We start from the raw sequence: 16094 nt of genomic DNA, 5'->3' as shown, positions 1-16094 counted from the left end.
CAATTAATAAGCATAAGATATTATAAATACACAACGTGTTAAAAAAATATCAAAACAATCTAAAAAAGAGTGTTTAAAAGTTTGAATTGTCTCTTGACTTTAAATTACAAATACATTGCCAAACCCTTTACGTTAATCAAAGGTTTATGATGAAGAAATTTTCTATTTTACTCTGTTTGTTAATATTCACGGCTTGTAGTTTCACAACATATCTGAGTGAAATTGTTTTTGCAAACTCACGTTTGAATGGGATTATTCATCTAAACTACAGAGACAATTTTCAAGCGAAAAAGATGCTCATCGTGGGTGTTGGCATGTCTATTTATGAGCAAGAAGCACTTGAAGACACCTTGGGAAAATCCTTCGTTAAATATATACAGAATTCTTACAAAGATATTAAGGTGCTGATACAGCTCTAGTATTTAGTGTTGATAATCGTGGCGTATCAAAAACGTACATTCCGCCGAGATATAATTCGGTCACCTCTACAAATTATATTTCTAGAAATGAAAACTTTACTACTGTGGAAAGTTATATGGATCTAGGTTATGTGAGCAGTGGATATGACATTAGTAATCCCACTATAAGTGTTAGTGTTTACTCTAAAAAGCGCAAAAAACTTTATTTTAAGAAACACATAAAACAAAGAAACCATATGGCTAGAACAAGGCTTAAGCAGCGGACATGCCTTCGTCTTGAGCGGTGGAAGTACTTTCGTACCTTGTAGTAAGCATTGCTAAAACAACTGTTAAAGAATAAAAAAAGTCTTATAGTCCCAAGGTAGAGTTAGAAAAATAGCAGCGTAATCATGCATTTAGTCATAAGATCGATGCTAATCACGCCCATCTTCCCCCGCGCTCTCTAGCTCACTAATAGGTCTGAACTATTTCATATTCTTTCTTTTGAATGGAAGCTTGCACCAGGTAAGTCTTCACAAGATTTTAAAAAAAGTTCCTAAATCACGAGAAAGGTGTGACACTCTCACGACAGAATTGTAAGAAAGAGCGTAAAGAAATGTATTTATGAAATCGAAGCATTATACAGGTATCTCCACAACCTTAAGGCGTGGGTCAATTGTCATTAAAAGAATCGAAGTGAAATTTATTAAATATATTTTGGATAAATATTGAAAGTGAATAAGTTGCTTAAAACAAATTTTATGAAAAATGGGCACAGACAGTAAAATAATAGGACTTGCTGCCCCTTTTATGAAATAATCATTTTATGGGTTCATCAAGAGAAGTTTTTAAATACCAAATATGCATTTTCGAATCGTTTTATCATAGGCTAAAAATTATAGGGTTTTGTCTATAAAAAATGACAAAACCTCCTAAAATATACCCCATAGGTTGTGTTGTTGATATAAGTTGTATTCACAAAAATACTTACATATTGATTTATTTTTCTCATTAAACAAAATCATATGACCACTAGAGAATGATCCAACAAAACTTTACAAAGCTCTTTTTAAGAAGAACTCTGATCACTTTCTTTGAAAAAGAGAATGAAGAGAATATCATTAAAAAGAGTTTTGAGTGATTGTCTTGAAAAACTCTCAAAAGAGATTTCTCTATCGTGTGATCTTATGATTTTGCACCAAAGGGTGTCATTCATAGTGTTTTGTAGGATGCTTACCTTTTGGGCTTTTCTCTTCATAAATTTCACGAAGATAGTTACAACAACATAAAAGCTCTAAAGTTTGTTGAATAATTTCTTTATCCTTTAAAAACTTTCAATCACACTTATAAACATTCCGTACTGTAAAACCATCTGATAAATAATCACAACGCTCTACAAGCAAATTTGCATGATTTTCTAAAGCTATGTCCCCCGACGCATAAAATCGTTTTGCATGGCTTAAGAGATAGTGTGAAAAACGCAATACCATCGAGAGTGAAGGCAAGCCTATCTTAAAACATTTCCCTTCAACAAGTTCACAAATCAAAGTAAAAGACGCTATGTTTTTTAAAATTTTAAAAACATGCGATTGTTGAAACTGCTCTACAGTTTTTAATACCACCCTACAGCAATTTGTGCTTCTTCTGACATACAGTCAGGTGTCCATGGTGGATCAAAAGTCATGGTGACTTCAACACAAAGGACTCCTTCAACTGCACTTACAGCATTTTCTACCCACCCCGGCATTTCCCCGGCAACGGGACATCCTGGTGCTGTGAGAGTCATTTCAATTTTTACTGAACGATCATCTTCTATATCAATACGATAAATCAAGCCAAGCTCATAAATATCAGCAGGAATTTCAGGGTCATAAACTGTTTTAAGAGCAGCAATAATATCATCGGTCATACGATCAATTTCATCTGCTGGAATTGCTGATATATACGGTTTTTCATCTTCATTCACAGTTTCAACAGATTTTGTAGAAGGATTCTTTTCATCTGTTTTAGTCATTAAAAAATATCCTTGCTTTTTCTAATGCTTCCACTAATTGATCGATATCTTCACGACTGCTATACATAGCGAATGAAGCACGACAAGCAGATGTTAAGCCAAAATGTTGTAATAAAGGTTGTGCACAATGCGTTCCCGCACGTATAGCAACACCTTGCCGATCAATAAACATAGAAACATCATGTGCGTGAATGCCTTTCATTTCAAAAGATATAATAGCACCTTTATGAGGAGAATGACCATAAATACGCAATGTTTTAATCGTTTCAAGCCTTTCATGTGCATAAGATAAAAGGGTCATTTCATGTGCATGAATAGCATTCCTATCTTTTTGTTGTATGTACTCAATAGCAGCTGCCAACCCAACAGCTTCAGCTATAGGAGGAGTCCCCGCTTCAAAACGGTGGGGAGGTGAATTATAAGTAACCTTATCAATTGTGACATCCTCAATCATTTCCCCTCCTCCTTGAAAAGGTTGCATTTCTTCTAATCTATTTTCCTTACCATAAAGAATTCCAATACCGGTGGGACCATAAAGCTTATGACCTGTAAAAACATACCAGTCACAATCAAGGTCTTGTACATCAACTGTGAAATGCACAGCCCCCTGAGAACCATCAACAAGAACGGGAATAGCATTTTGATGCGATAATTTAACAATCTCTTTAACGGAAGGAACGGTCCCCAGAACATTAGACATATGTGTCACGGCAACAAGTTTTGTTTTATCACTTAAAGCTTTTTGAAAATCTTCAATATGTAAAATACCATGCTCATCAACTGGCACAAAAACAAGTTTAACTCCTTTTTGTTCACGAATAAAATGCCAAGGAATAATATTTGCGTGATGCTCCATAATGGTGAGAACAATTTCATCACCTGTATTCAATTTGGGCATCCCCCAACCGTAAGCAACAGTATTAATAGCTTCTGTTGCACTTTTTGTGAAAACAATTTCTCTTTCTGTTGGGGCATTTAAAAAAGCGCGCACTGTTTTACGCGCATCTTCATAAAATTGTGTTGCTGCATTTGATAAAAAATTTATTCCCCGATGTACATTTGCATAACGGTAGCGATAAAAATTATCCATCGCTTCAAGTACAGATTGTGGTTTTTGAGCAGATGCACCACTGTCGAGATAAGCCAATCGCTTTCCGTAAACATCACACTGTAGAATAGGAAAGTCACGACGAATTTCTTCTACATCATATCCAAACACTTCTCCATCATTGTTCATTTTTTTTTGCCTTAAACATTTTTTTCTAACCATTTTTCCATAATATTTTTCAAAACGGTTTGAATATTTTCTTGCTTGATCTCATCAATGAGTTCAAAGATGAATCCTTTAATCAAAATTGCACGCGCTGTATTCAAAGAGATACCACGTGCCATGAGATAGAAAAGATGATCATGATTAATATTGGCAACTGTCGCACCATGACCACAGGCAACATCATCAGCAAAAATTTCTAGTTCAGGCTTTGCGTTAAATTCCGCATCATCTGAAAGAATGAGGCTATTACAAGCCATGCGCGCATCTGTTTTTTGCGCTTTTTGAGCCACACGTATGATTCCTTGAAAAACTCCGACTGCTTTATCGGTAACCACATTGCGTATAATTTCAGTTGAGGTCGATTTTTCTTCAAGGTGTTGAATATTCATCGTAAGATCGCTATGCGTTTGTTCTGATAACAAATTTACGACTCGTAATTGAAAATCAGACTCCTCTCCTTGTAACCTAACATCAATTTCCTGACGATTAAGTTGACTGCCTATATTAATCACATAAAGCGATAGCTTAGCATTTTGGCCAAGAACAGCACGGAAACGACCAAACTGTGTAGAATTGAATCCACGGTTGCGAATAAGAATCCATGTAACATCACTATGATCTGCAACCTCTAACGAGGATATCGAACTAACAAAGGTATTTTCTTCATTGCCAATTTGACGTTCTATAAATACAGCTTGACTGTTTTTATCAACTTTTATATCTGAGAAAATATGAGACTGTCCGCCCATTTGAATATTTTGTAATTCAATGGGAACATTGGTTTTTGTCTTTTCAGGAATATAAAAAAGCCAACCATCTGTAACAAAAGCTGTATTTAATTGTCCAATAAAATCTTCATCAGACATAATTTGGTCTATTTTTACAGAATCATCTTTTAATGCATCTGCAAGACGTTTGACTGTAAAATTATCTTCTTTTGATTGTGTCGATGTTTTTCCATTTGCAATGGAAAAAACAATGCTCTTTGACAGTAATGTATTAACGGATTGTTCATCATTACCTTCTGAAAAACCTGGAACAGATTTCAATAATGTGCGCAAATTAGTATAATGCCAATTTTCAATTTTTCGTGAAGGAAGCTGTGAGGTTTGAAATGACTCTATCGCTTTTTTGCGAACTGCCTGCACCGTCTTATCACCAGGTAAATCTCTCACATATTGATTAAAGTTACCGATAATATCTTTTTCAACGGCTAACAATTGTTGTTGTGCATTCCCATTACTCATATTCACTGCCCTCAAGCCGCCTCATTGATAAGATCAGCATATCCATTTTGCTCTAAATAAAGTGCTAATGATTTATCTCCGCTTTTAATAATACGTCCTTTATGAAGAACATGCACTGTGTCAGGGACAATGTAATTAAGCAAACGTTGGTAATGGGTAATAACCAAAAATGAACGTTTTGAACCGTGCAGTTTATTAACACCATCAGCAACGATTTTTAATGCATCAATATCTAAGCCAGAATCCGTTTCATCTAAAATGCAAAGTTGAGGTTCAAGAAGTGCCATTTGCAAAATTTCAGCGCGTTTTTTTTCTCCACCTGAAAAACCTACATTTAATGGACGTTTGAGCATATCCATATCAATTTCAAGTTTTGCAGAAGCCTCTTTAACATATTTTATAAATTCAGGGATTTTGAGCTCTTCCTCACCACGTACTTTACGTTGAGAATTCATGGCAACTTTTAAAAATTCCATTGTTGCCACTCCAGGTATTTCCATTGGATATTGAAATGCAAGAAAAACACCATACGCTGCGCGTTCTGCTGGATCCATTCCTAAAAGTGATTGTCCGTTATACAGAATATCACCTTCTATCACTTCATAATCATCGCGACCAGCAAGCAAATAAGACAAAGTTGACTTCCCTGCCCCATTTTGTCCCATAATAGCAGCAACTTCGCCATCTTGAACCGTCAAATTTAAACCACGAATCACTTCTGTTTCGGTCCCCGCAATACGGGCACGCAAATTTTTTATCTCTAACATTCTTTAATCCTGTTCTGGTTATTTTAAATCAAGTTACGCTATTAATCTAACCAATTATCCCACACTGCCTTCAAGGCTGATACCAATGAGCTTTTGTGCTTCGACGGCAAATTCCATTGGAAGTTTTTGAATAACTTCTTTTACAAAACCATTCACAATTAATGCGATAGCCTCTTCTTCAGGAATGCCGCGCTGCATAACATAAAAAAGCTGATCATCAGAAATTTTTGATGTTGTCGCTTCATGTTCAAATTGCGCTGTTGCATTTTTTGCTTCGATATAAGGAACGGTATGAGCACCGCAGTCATTGCCAATTAACAAACTATCACATTGCGTAAAATTACGTGCATTCTGTGCTTTTCGATGTGCTGTCACTTGTCCCCGATAAGTATTGTTTGAAAAACCAGCAGAGATGCCTTTGGAAACAATCCGACTTGATGTATTTTTTCCCAAGTGAATCATTTTTGTTCCAGAGTCAATTTGTTGGTAACCATTTGCAACAGCAATGGAATAAAACTCTCCACGCGAATTGTCGCCACGGAGTAAGCAAGATGGATATTTCCAAGTAATTGCGGAACCAGTCTCAACCTGTGTCCACGAGATTTTGGAATTGTTACCCCGACAATCTCCTCGCTTTGTGACAAAATTATAAATCCCCCCTTTCCCATACTTATCGCCAGGATACCAGTTTTGCACTGTTGAATATTTAATTTCCGCGCCTTTGAGCGCAACAAGCTCAACAACTGCAGCATGAAGCTGGTTGTCATCACGTTGGGGAGCCGTACATCCCTCAAGGTAAGAAACATAGGAATCTTCATCCGCAATAATTAATGTGCGCTCAAATTGACCTGTGTTGCGTTCATTAATTCTAAAATAGGTAGAAAGCTCCATAGGACATCTTACCCCTTTGGGAATATAAACAAATGAACCATCTGTAAAAACAGCTGCATTTAAGGCAGCATAATAATTATCCCCTACAGGCACAACCGTCCCTAAATATTCCTTAATAAGAGCAGAATGTTCAACAATTGCCTCTGAAATCGAGCAAAAAATGACACCAGCACGTGCTAACTCTTTTTTGAATGTTGTCACAACCGAAACAGAATCAAAAACGGCATCAACAGCGACCTGCCCTAGTGTAGAAAAACTATCATCAAAAGTTGAAGGATCAGACTGTTTTCTTACCCCTGCCAAAATTTCCTGTTCTTTGAGAGGAATACCAAGCTTTTCATACGTGGCTAACAATTCAGGATCTACTTCATCCAAAGATTTTGGCCCTGTATGATTTTTAGGAGCAGCGTAATAATAAAAGTCCTGAAAATCAATGGGGGGATATTGAATACGTGCCCAATGAGGTTCTTGCATTGTTAACCAACGACGGAAAGCTTGTAAACGCCATGTTAACATCCATTCAGGTTCACGCTTTTTCGCAGAAATAAATTTAATAATATCTTCATTTAAACCTTTTGGAGCTTTATCTGTCTCAATATTGGTTTCAAAACCATATTTATATTGATCTACGTCTATCTCACGGACCTGACGTATTGTTTCCTGTATTGCCGGCATCAGTTTTCTCCATTTTCTTTGGTATCAGAGACCGGTGACTAAAAGTCTCGTTTTTCATAAAATAAAGCAAGTAACTTATTTGTTAGATTACATGTAAAACATGACAATTTCAATCAACTCTATTTTATTTTTAAAAAAGTTCTAAATTCTTTAGTGATAAATTTTATTTTTTATCTATGATTTGTGAAAAAACTAATAAAAAGGCATCAATATCTTCAGACGTTGTACATCGCCCTGTTGAAATACGAATTGCGCCGTTGGAAATATCATATCCCATTGCTTCCAAAACCTTGCTTTGTTTTACTTTCCCCGAAGAACAAGCAGAACCTGCTGATACAGAAAATCCTGCCAAATCAAAAGCAATTTGCATCGTTTCAGCCTTCATATTGCGCACAGTAAAATAAGTTGTATTTGGCAAACGTTGAACCCTTTTACCCAAAATTTCAACGTCATCACTGATTTTTTGTAGACCATTTTCCAGTTTATTGCGCAAATCAATTAACTGTTCTCTTTCTTCTGGCGTAAAACAATTCGCTATCGCTGCCCCAAAAACAGCAATAAGCGGTAAAGATTCTGTTCCTCCACGCAAACCTTTTTCTTGCCCTCCCCCAACAATAAGAGGCTCAGGCATCAGAAGATTGCCACATGAAACAAAAGCACCAATTCCTTTAAGTCCACCAATTTTATGTGCAGACAATATAAAAAAATCTCCCCCCATTTGGTGAATATCAACAAAGTTTTTGTCTACATATTGTGTCAAATCAACGATAAGGATACCCCCATTATTCCGAACAACAGCAGCTATTTCTTTTATTGGTTGCATCACACCAGTTTCACCATTGGCAGCTTGAATAGCAACAAGAGGAAGACCTTTTGTTTTATCGTGAAGGCTTAAGAGAGAGGCTAATTGATCTTGTTGAATGAGACCATCTTGATCAACAGTCACTGTGCTGATGCATTCTTTAGAAAAACGCCCCCCCTCTGCAACAGAAGGGTGTTCTGTCGCTCCAATATAAAGATGAGAAAAATAAACCTTCGAACTACCCATATTATAAAAGGGTGTGAGCAAAGTCATCGCTGCTTCACTCGCGCCAGATGTGAAGACAACATGATCTGGATTTGTATGGAGGTTTTCAGCAATTTGTCGGCGTGCTTTTTGCAATAAAGCTTTTGCCGCGCGTCCCTCCTCATGAACGGATGATGGATTCCCAAATATCTCTAGAGACTCCAGCAATGCCACTCGCGCTGTTTCTTTGAGCGGTGTTGTCGCATTATGATCAAAATATCGGCGTTTTACAACCATTCGACATCACAATCGTTCATCTCATGAATTGATTAAAAAAGAGTGCAATCTTCTTGCAAGATGCACTAAAAAAAGAATATTTAGTGATTAACTAAGGAATTCTATGATAAAAGTTGTTTCAGGTCAATGAGAGCCTTGTAGCATTTAAGGAGCATTTAATGCCAGAAATTATTTTTAACGGTCCCGCAGGTCGTCTTGAAGGACGTTATCAGCCTTCACAACAAAGGAATGCACCAATTGCAATTATCTTGCATCCTCATCCCCAATTTGGTGGAACAATGAACAATAAAATTGTTTATGATCTTTTCTATATGTTCCAGCAACGTGGCTTTACAACATTACGTTTTAATTTTCGTGGTATTGGTCGAAGTCAGGGCGAATTTGATTATGGAATTGGAGAACTTTCAGATGCGGCTTCAGCTCTCGATTGGGTGCAAACACAGCACCCTGATTCTAAAAATTGCTGGGTGGCTGGATATTCATTTGGTGCCTGGATTGGTATGCAGCTTTTAATGCGCAGACCAGAAATTGAAGGTTTTATATCCGTTGCGCCTCAACCAAATGTCTATGACTTTTCATTTCTTGCTCCTTGTCCTTCATCAGGGCTTATTATTCACGGTGCTCTCGATAAAGTTGCTCCCCCAAAAGATGTTCAATCACTCGTAGATAAATTAAAAAACCAAAAAGGCATTACGATTACACAAGAAATACTGGAAGGTGCTAACCACTTTTTTAGCGGATGTAATGAAGAGCTTATTGAACGATGTACACAATATTTGGATAGCCATATTACACATGAGTTTCTTGCTCCTCCACCTGAAATACTTTCCCTTACATAAAAAATGCGCAAGGAATTTATAGAAATGAATAAAAATCACTTTGCAAACAAGAGAAAGATCTATTTTTATATTGCTTTGCTTCTTTCCCCTATTCTATGGTTCTTAAAAATGAAAAGACAATGCCTTTTCTCTCACTGAAAAATAGCTCTCCTTAAACAAAAACAACATTTATATTTTCTTGCCCCCTATCGACGTTTTTCGTTCTCTTGTGAGATACACATTACTTGTGGTAGGGATAATGCATTAACGCCTCACTTTTATAAATAAATATAATATTGATCAGGAAATAAAATCCGTGCTTGCTTTTAAATCTGACTTTTTACACATTATGCGTGAACGTGGTTTCATCCACCAAATTTCGGATGAGAAAGGCTTAGATGATCTTTTTTCAAAAGAAACCGTGAGTGCCTATATTGGTTTTGATCCGACTGCCTCAAGTCTACATGCTGGAAGTCTTCTTCAAATTATGATGCTTTACTGGCTACAAAAAACGGGGCACCGCCCTATCGCTTTAATGGGTGGAGGAACAGGATTGATTGGTGATCCTTCCTTTAAAGATGAAGCACGACGTCTTTTAACCCAAGATGATATTGCTGCAAATATCGCTGGTATTAAAAAGGTTTTTGCGAACTATCTAACATTTGGTGATAAAAAAACAGATGCATGCATTGTCAATAATGCTGAATGGTTATGCAATTTGAACTATTTAGAGTTTTTACGTGATGTGGGGAAACATTTTTCTGTCAACCGTATGTTGTCATTTGATTCTGTTAAACTGCGACTTGAGCGTGAACATTCTTTATCATTTTTAGAGTTTAACTATATGATCCTGCAAGCTTATGACTTTGTTGAACTTTATAATCGCTATGGACTACGCATGCAAATGGGGGGCTCAGATCAATGGGGCAATATTATTAATGGTATCGAATTAGGACATCGCTTTGGAACAGCGCAATTATACGCATTAACTTCACCATTGTTGACGACTTCTTCCGGTGCAAAAATGGGTAAATCTTTAAATGGTGCTGTTTGGCTTAATGCTGATATGCTTTCACCTTATCAATTTTGGCAATATTGGCGTAATACAGAAGACGCTGATGTTACACGGTTTTTGAAACTTTATACCATACTACCAATGGATGAAATTATTAAACTTTCTGCATTGCAAGACAATGAAATTAACGAAGCAAAGAAAATTCTCGCAACAGAAGTAACCGCAATGCTTCATGGACGCAGCCTTGCTGAAGCAGCTGCAGAAACTGCTCGTAAAACTTTTGAAGAGAAAACGCTTGGAGACAATCTTCCAACTGTTGAGATTAATGCCACAGACTTAAAAAATGGTATAGGATTACTTGCTCTTTTAGTCAAAGCTGGACTCGCCAAATCTAACAGTGAGGCACGTCGACACGTTCAAGGTGGAGGTGTGCGTGTCAATGACCGAATTATCGAAGATGAAACGCGCCTTATCATCGAAGAAGATGTGAATGAAACGGGGATTATTAAACTGTCCTTCGGTAGGAAAAAACATGTTTTATTGAAACCGCTATAATTTATTTATGATTTTATCGCTTTTTCATTTATTTGATGTATACGCTTGTAGCTTTTTCTTTGATTTGGTTTCCTCAATGCGAGCCTTATGATATGATGCACCTTACAATGGGAGATAAAACATTCCAAGGATTATTCTATTCTCGTCTCGAAAATTGGAGTGTTATTTCTTCTGTGTAGCATTCGCCATTGACTAAAAAGTTCTTATATTCAATGTTTACTAGAAAAGGAAGATAAAGCAATGACACGATCGATGAAAGGTACTCCCGCTCCTGATTTCGATTTACCACGCGATGGTGGAGGCACATTACGTCTTTCTGATCTTCAAGGAAAACTGATTGTTTTATATTTTTACCCTAAAGATGATACCAGTGGATGCACAAGTGAAGCAATTGATTTTACACGATTAAAAGAAAAATTTAGTGAAATCGGGGTGGTTATTATTGGAATGTCTCCAGATAATGTAAAAAAACATGATAAATTTAAAACAAAACACGATCTTGATATCACTCTTGTTTCTGATGAAGAAAAAACAACGCTTCAGGTTTACGGTGTTTGGGTTGAAAAAAGCATGTATGGACGCAAATATATGGGTGTTGAACGAAGCACTTTTTTGATTGATGCAGCTGGAATAATAGCAGAAGAATGGCGTAAAGTGAGTGTATCTGGACATGCTGAAGATGTTTTAGCTGCTGCTACGCGTCTTTCGTCATAATGGTAGTTTATGAATCTCATGACACATGAAAGATATTGATTTATAACGATAAATCATTGTTGTACACCTTGAATCATAACTCTAAATATTGTAAGTTTTCTCATTTCAAACCTCTTCATGTTGAATCAATTTTATTCATTTGGCTTGTGCGCCATAAGTGGGGTTGGCATATAGACCATTATAGAAGAAAGGAGGGAGAATGCGTCTCATTAACACTACTTAATACAAAAGCTGTTGACAACAACATGAGCTCATAAATACATTAGAATCTCGTAAATATAGAGTTATGATGCCAACCTGTATCCTTTAAATGTAAAAACGTTGGGCTCAATGGATTTATCGTTATATAATTCACCCACACCGACGTGAGACGGGCTTAGGAGCTCTAAGAGAGATCTCTTTAAAATAAACCTGGGAACACGCCTCATAAAAAAACAAAAGCCTTAAATGAATTTATTTTGCAACAGATCAATCTGAAGGGTAAAAAATAAAATTCATAACCCAAATAAGTCTACACAATTTTTAAAATGTTTCTCCGATCAATTAATATCTTCAATTTCTTGATCCTTTCCGTAAACACGTTGCGCAAGAGCTGCTTCCATAAAGGCATCTAAACTGCCATTCAATACGGCTTGCGGATCCGTATTTTCAATGCCTGTGCGCAAATCTTTGACAAGCTGATAGGGTTGAAGAACATAAGATCGAATTTGGTGCCCCCACCCGATTTCAGTTTTAGAAGATTCAAGAGCATTCGTCTCTTCTTCTCTCTTTTTGAGCTCTTCTTCATAAAGTCGTGCCCGCAACATGGACCAAGCTGTTGCTCGATTTTTATGCTGAGAACGTTCCGTTTGACATTGAACCACAATACCCGTTTTTATATGCGTGATACGAACTGCAGAATCTGTTGTATTAACATGTTGCCCACCAGCACCTGAGGCCCGGTATGTATCAATACGAACATCTACTTCTGAAACATCCACTTCAATATTATCATCAATCACGGGATAAACCCAAATACTTGCAAAAGAAGTATGGCGTTTTGCATTTGAATCAAATGGTGAAATGCGAACCAAGCGATGAACACCTGATTCTGTTTTCAACAGACCATAAGCGTTATGCCCTTTTACGAGAAGTGTTGCTGACTTTATCCCTGCTTCTTCTCCATCATGGATTTCTAATACTTCAACCTTCATTTTATGCTGTTCAGCCCAGCGCGTATACATGCGTAAAAGCATAGAAGCCCAATCTTGGCTTTCTGTTCCCCCTGCGCCAGCATGAACCTCTAGATAAGTATCATTTGGATCGGCCTCTCCTGAAAGAAGTACATCAATCTGTCTTTTATCTATTTCATTCTTAAGATTGCGTATTGCATTTTCTGCATCCGTGATTACCTCGGTATCATTTTCTTCTTCACCCATTGCGATCAGCTCAATGCACTCTTCAAGTGTCTTTGCAAATGATCGAATACCATTGATTGAATCATCAAGACGCTGACGTTCACGCATCATATCTTGTGCCTGTTGCGCATCATTCCAAAGCGTTGGATCTTCTGCTTTTTGATTGAGATATTCAAGACGTTTTAGTGATTGATCCCAGTCAAAGATGCCCCCTTAGCAATTTAATTGCTTGTTGGATTTCATCGACCAATGCTTCTATCTCTGCTCGCATAATTTAACACCGTAATTTAAATAAAGACTTCCTCATGAAGATTCATTCGCATTTTATACGAACTCAGTACTTGCTGTAAGGAAACAGCCTCTCTTTCTCAATTTGTTTGCCGCAGCTAAACTGCAAAAATAAATAAAATTATTTTACTGAATCTGTGATATTAAAAGTTTCTTTTTCTAATTAATACAATCCACCCGTACCACTTTCAAGAGCCTTGTTAACCTGTGGAGAAGTGCTGAGTGTCGGAACGCCTTCTTGAAAAGAGTTCGTACCACCAATAACCTGGTATATATCAGCAGGTCCAGTTCCTGGTTTAAATGCTTCTATAATCACATCACGATCTCCTGCTTCAGCAAGCATACCGGTTCTGCGATTAATAGGCATTAAAATCATACCTTCTGGCATTTTAAATGGCACATCGGGCTTTCCTTTCAAAGCCTCTTCCATAAAATCACCAAAAATGGGTGCCGCCAATGAGCTTCCTGTTCCATTATATCCTAACGGTGCTGGTTGATCGTAACCAATGAAAATTCCAACAACAAGATCAGGAGTAAACCCCATAAACCACACATCTTTAGAATCATTGGTTGTTCCTGTTTTTGCAGCAATATGTCGATGAAGAAAACGCAAGCGTGCAGCTGTCCCCCGCTGAACAACACCCTCCATCATTGATGTAATCTGATAAGCTGTCATAGGATCAAGCACTTGATCTCGCTCATCAATTAATGTGGGTTCACTTTGATTATTCCACGATGAAGCATTACAATTTTCACAAATACGATCATCATGCCGGTAAATTGTTTTCCCATATCGGTCTTGAATTCTATCTATGAGAGAAGGATGAATAGAGCGACCACCATTGGCAATGACTGAATAGGCTGTAACCATTCGTAAAACTGTTGTTTCCGCAGCTCCTAAAGCCATAGGGAGATAAGGTTGCAATTTATCGACAACACCAAAACGCTCTGCATATTCAGCAACAAGGGGCATGCCCATATCATGGGCAAGGCGTATGGTCATAAGATTGCGAGAATATTCAATACCATAACGGAGTGTTGAAGGTCCTGCAAAAGTGCCACCATAATTCTTAGGTCGCCAAATCTCTCCATTATATTGGCGCACTTCGATAGGGCCATCAAGAATAACCGATGCTGGTGTATAACCATTGTCGAGTGCCGCTGCATATACAAAAGGCTTAAAGGCAGAACCAGGTTGACGATAAGCTTGCGTTGCACGATTAAATTGAGAAGCTGTAAAAGAAAAACCTCCCACCATAGCGAGCACACGCCCTGTATGAGGTTCCATAGCAACAATCGCACCTTCAACTTTTGGAATTTGTTGTAAACGATAAACATTGTTGGCATTGGGTAGTTTTTCAACAAAAACAACATCTCCAACTTGCAGAATATGAGACAAATTTTGAACAATCCTTCTATGGCCATTTTCTTTTACAACATGTAAGGCCCATTTTGAAGAATCCTCAGACAACACAGCAACTTCCCGTTTTTTGGATAATACACCTGAATCTTCATGCTGTGGTTGTAGACCAATTTCGATATGATTGGCACTGGTAGAAAGAACAACAGCTAAGCGCCACTCTGGAACATCGCTCAACCCTGTAATCTTTGCAAGTTCTACACCCCAGTCTTCTTTCTTCTCAATATGGTTATAAGCTCCACGCCACCCTTGTGAATGATCAAATTTAATTAATCCATTTTGTAAAGCACGCCGAGCAACACGTTGTAAATGTGGATCAAGCGTTGTGCGAACTGAAAGTCCACCTTCGTAAAGTGTTTTAGCTCCATAGCGTTGTATGAGACGACGACGCACTTCTTCGGTAAAATAATCAGCAGCAAAATCATAGCTATCACTACCACGCACTGTGACTCCCAAAGGTTTTGCTTTAGCCTTCTCACCTTGTTCACGTGTTACATATCCATTTGCAACCATTCGATCGATAACCCAATTACGCCGATTAATGGCACGTTGTTCATTTTTAAATGGATCATAATTTGCAGGACCTTTTGGAAGTGCTGCCAAATAAGCACATTCTTCTAAAGTAAGGTCATTAACGGATTTCTTAAAATAAGCGAGAGAGGCCGCCGCAATACCATAAGTGCTACGACCAAGATAAATTTCATTGAGATAAAGCTCAAGAATATGATCCTTTGAGTAGGTCTTTTCAATACGCATCGCGAGAATAGCTTCTTTTAATTTCCGCTCTAATGTTGCATCTGAATTTAAAAGAAAGTTTTTCGCAACTTGCTGTGTAATGGTTGATGCTCCCTCTAGACGTTTTCCGGAACCAATATTGCGGATGTTATTAATCAAAGCTCTCGCAAGCCCTCCTGGATCTAAACCGAAATGGTGATAAAAATTTTTATCTTCAGCTGAAATAAAAGCATTTTTAAGAATTTCAGGTATTGATTGAATAGGTAAATAGAGACGATGCTTTGTTGCAAACTCTGCCATAAGACTACCATCATCCGCATGGATACGAGTCATCACAGGTGGCTCATAGAGCGAGAGCACTTCATAATCAGGAAGCGCGCTCGCTTGACTACTTGTTATTACACCCCATACTATTGCTCCGCAGCCCCCAACGTTAACAATAAAACTAGAAAGATATCTAAAAATTATCATTGAAACAGCTATTACTTTCTTCAGAATTGCTCAAAATCAAAAAAAGATACATTATCTCGACACTCGGTGAACAACACCCCTCAATTGAGATAAAGAAAAAGTTATTTTTTATT

General features: G+C 37.5%; 12 protein-coding genes. 3 read left to right on the top strand and 9 right to left on the bottom strand.

Annotated features, from left to right (window positions below; all coding sequences use genetic code 11):
• Window positions 1-1732: 1732 nt before the first annotated feature.
• The 7 genes from BN67_RS07810 to BN67_RS07780 all read right to left on the bottom strand — a co-directional run bounded on the left by BN67_RS07810 (window position 1733) and on the right by BN67_RS07780 (window position 8568).
• The gene (locus BN67_RS07810) at window positions 1733-2020 is read right to left on the bottom strand and encodes a hypothetical protein (RefSeq protein WP_019223569.1); all 288 of its coding nucleotides are present in this window, start codon (window positions 2018-2020) and stop codon (window positions 1733-1735) included.
• The gene (locus BN67_RS07805; RefSeq protein ID WP_019223568.1) at window positions 2011-2412 is read right to left on the bottom strand and encodes an SUF system Fe-S cluster assembly protein; all 402 of its coding nucleotides are present in this window, start codon (window positions 2410-2412) and stop codon (window positions 2011-2013) included. Before BN67_RS07805 ends, BN67_RS07810 begins: the two co-directional genes overlap by 10 nt.
• Window positions 2405-3649 (bottom strand): aminotransferase class V-fold PLP-dependent enzyme, encoded by a 1245-nt coding sequence (locus tag BN67_RS07800; RefSeq protein WP_026088224.1) that lies wholly within the window; start codon window positions 3647-3649, stop codon window positions 2405-2407. The genes BN67_RS07805 and BN67_RS07800 overlap by 8 nt, the downstream gene beginning before the upstream one ends.
• 11 nt (window positions 3650-3660) lie before the next feature.
• Window positions 3661-4932, bottom strand: a complete 1272-nt coding sequence (gene sufD / locus BN67_RS07795) for a Fe-S cluster assembly protein SufD (RefSeq protein WP_019223566.1) — start codon at window positions 4930-4932, stop codon at window positions 3661-3663.
• 11 nt (window positions 4933-4943) lie between these two features.
• Window positions 4944-5699, bottom strand: a complete 756-nt coding sequence (gene sufC, locus BN67_RS07790; protein WP_019223565.1) for a Fe-S cluster assembly ATPase SufC — start codon at window positions 5697-5699, stop codon at window positions 4944-4946.
• Between the two features lie 54 nt (window positions 5700-5753).
• On the bottom strand, window positions 5754-7265 hold the full coding sequence (gene sufB / locus BN67_RS07785) for a Fe-S cluster assembly protein SufB (RefSeq protein WP_019223564.1): 1512 nt from the start codon (window positions 7263-7265) through the stop codon (window positions 5754-5756).
• 163 nt (window positions 7266-7428) lie between these two features.
• Entirely contained in the window at window positions 7429-8568 is a 1140-nt protein-coding gene (locus BN67_RS07780) for a cysteine desulfurase family protein (RefSeq protein ID WP_019223563.1), read from the bottom strand.
• Between the two features lie 158 nt (window positions 8569-8726).
• Here BN67_RS07780 and BN67_RS07775 point away from each other — a divergent pair, with 158 nt between their 5' ends.
• From BN67_RS07775 to BN67_RS07765, 3 genes are all read left to right on the top strand, one after another.
• Window positions 8727-9407 (top strand): alpha/beta hydrolase, encoded by a 681-nt coding sequence (locus tag BN67_RS07775; protein ID WP_019223562.1) that lies wholly within the window; start codon window positions 8727-8729, stop codon window positions 9405-9407.
• A 295-nt stretch (window positions 9408-9702) separates the two neighbouring features.
• The gene (gene tyrS / locus BN67_RS07770; protein WP_019223561.1) at window positions 9703-10956 is read left to right on the top strand and encodes a tyrosine--tRNA ligase; all 1254 of its coding nucleotides are present in this window, start codon (window positions 9703-9705) and stop codon (window positions 10954-10956) included.
• 240 nt (window positions 10957-11196) lie between these two features.
• Complete coding sequence (locus BN67_RS07765; RefSeq protein ID WP_019223560.1) at window positions 11197-11670, top strand: peroxiredoxin; 474 nt, start codon at window positions 11197-11199, stop codon at window positions 11668-11670.
• Between the two features lie 539 nt (window positions 11671-12209).
• Here BN67_RS07765 and prfB read toward each other — a convergent pair.
• Together prfB and BN67_RS07755 are read right to left on the bottom strand one after the other, a co-directional pair.
• Window positions 12210-13338, bottom strand: a protein-coding gene (prfB, locus tag BN67_RS07760) for a peptide chain release factor 2 (RefSeq protein ID WP_156791647.1) whose coding sequence is annotated in 2 segments (ribosomal slippage) — window positions 12210-13268 and window positions 13270-13338 — 1128 coding nt in all. Because the reading frame shifts where the segments join, the coding sequence is not laid out codon by codon here.
• 180 nt (window positions 13339-13518) lie between these two features.
• Window positions 13519-15981 (bottom strand): penicillin-binding protein 1A, encoded by a 2463-nt coding sequence (locus BN67_RS07755; RefSeq protein ID WP_019223558.1) that lies wholly within the window; start codon window positions 15979-15981, stop codon window positions 13519-13521.
• Window positions 15982-16094 lie beyond the last annotated feature (113 nt).

Source organism: Bartonella rattaustraliani AUST/NH4, assembly GCF_000312565.1.
GTDB lineage: Bacteria > Pseudomonadota > Alphaproteobacteria > Rhizobiales > Rhizobiaceae > Bartonella > Bartonella rattaustraliani.
This window is presented reverse-complemented; position numbering and strand designations above follow the sequence as displayed.

Coding starts and splice junctions, on each gene's coding strand:
- BN67_RS07805 (WP_019223568.1), bottom strand. CDS start 2,412: ATGACTAAAACAGATGAAAAGAATCCTTCTACAAAATCTGTTGAAACT.
- BN67_RS07800 (WP_026088224.1), bottom strand. CDS start 3,649: ATGAACAATGATGGAGAAGTGTTTGGATATGATGTAGAAGAAATTCGT.
- sufD (WP_019223566.1), bottom strand. CDS start 4,932: ATGAGTAATGGGAATGCACAACAACAATTGTTAGCCGTTGAAAAAGAT.
- sufC (WP_019223565.1), bottom strand. CDS start 5,699: ATGTTAGAGATAAAAAATTTGCGTGCCCGTATTGCGGGGACCGAAACA.
- sufB (WP_019223564.1), bottom strand. CDS start 7,265: ATGCCGGCAATACAGGAAACAATACGTCAGGTCCGTGAGATAGACGTA.
- BN67_RS07780 (WP_019223563.1), bottom strand. CDS start 8,568: ATGGTTGTAAAACGCCGATATTTTGATCATAATGCGACAACACCGCTC.
- BN67_RS07775 (WP_019223562.1), top strand. CDS start 8,727: ATGCCAGAAATTATTTTTAACGGTCCCGCAGGTCGTCTTGAAGGACGT.
- BN67_RS07765 (WP_019223560.1), top strand. CDS start 11,197: ATGACACGATCGATGAAAGGTACTCCCGCTCCTGATTTCGATTTACCA.
- BN67_RS07755 (WP_019223558.1), bottom strand. CDS start 15,981: ATGATAATTTTTAGATATCTTTCTAGTTTTATTGTTAACGTTGGGGGC.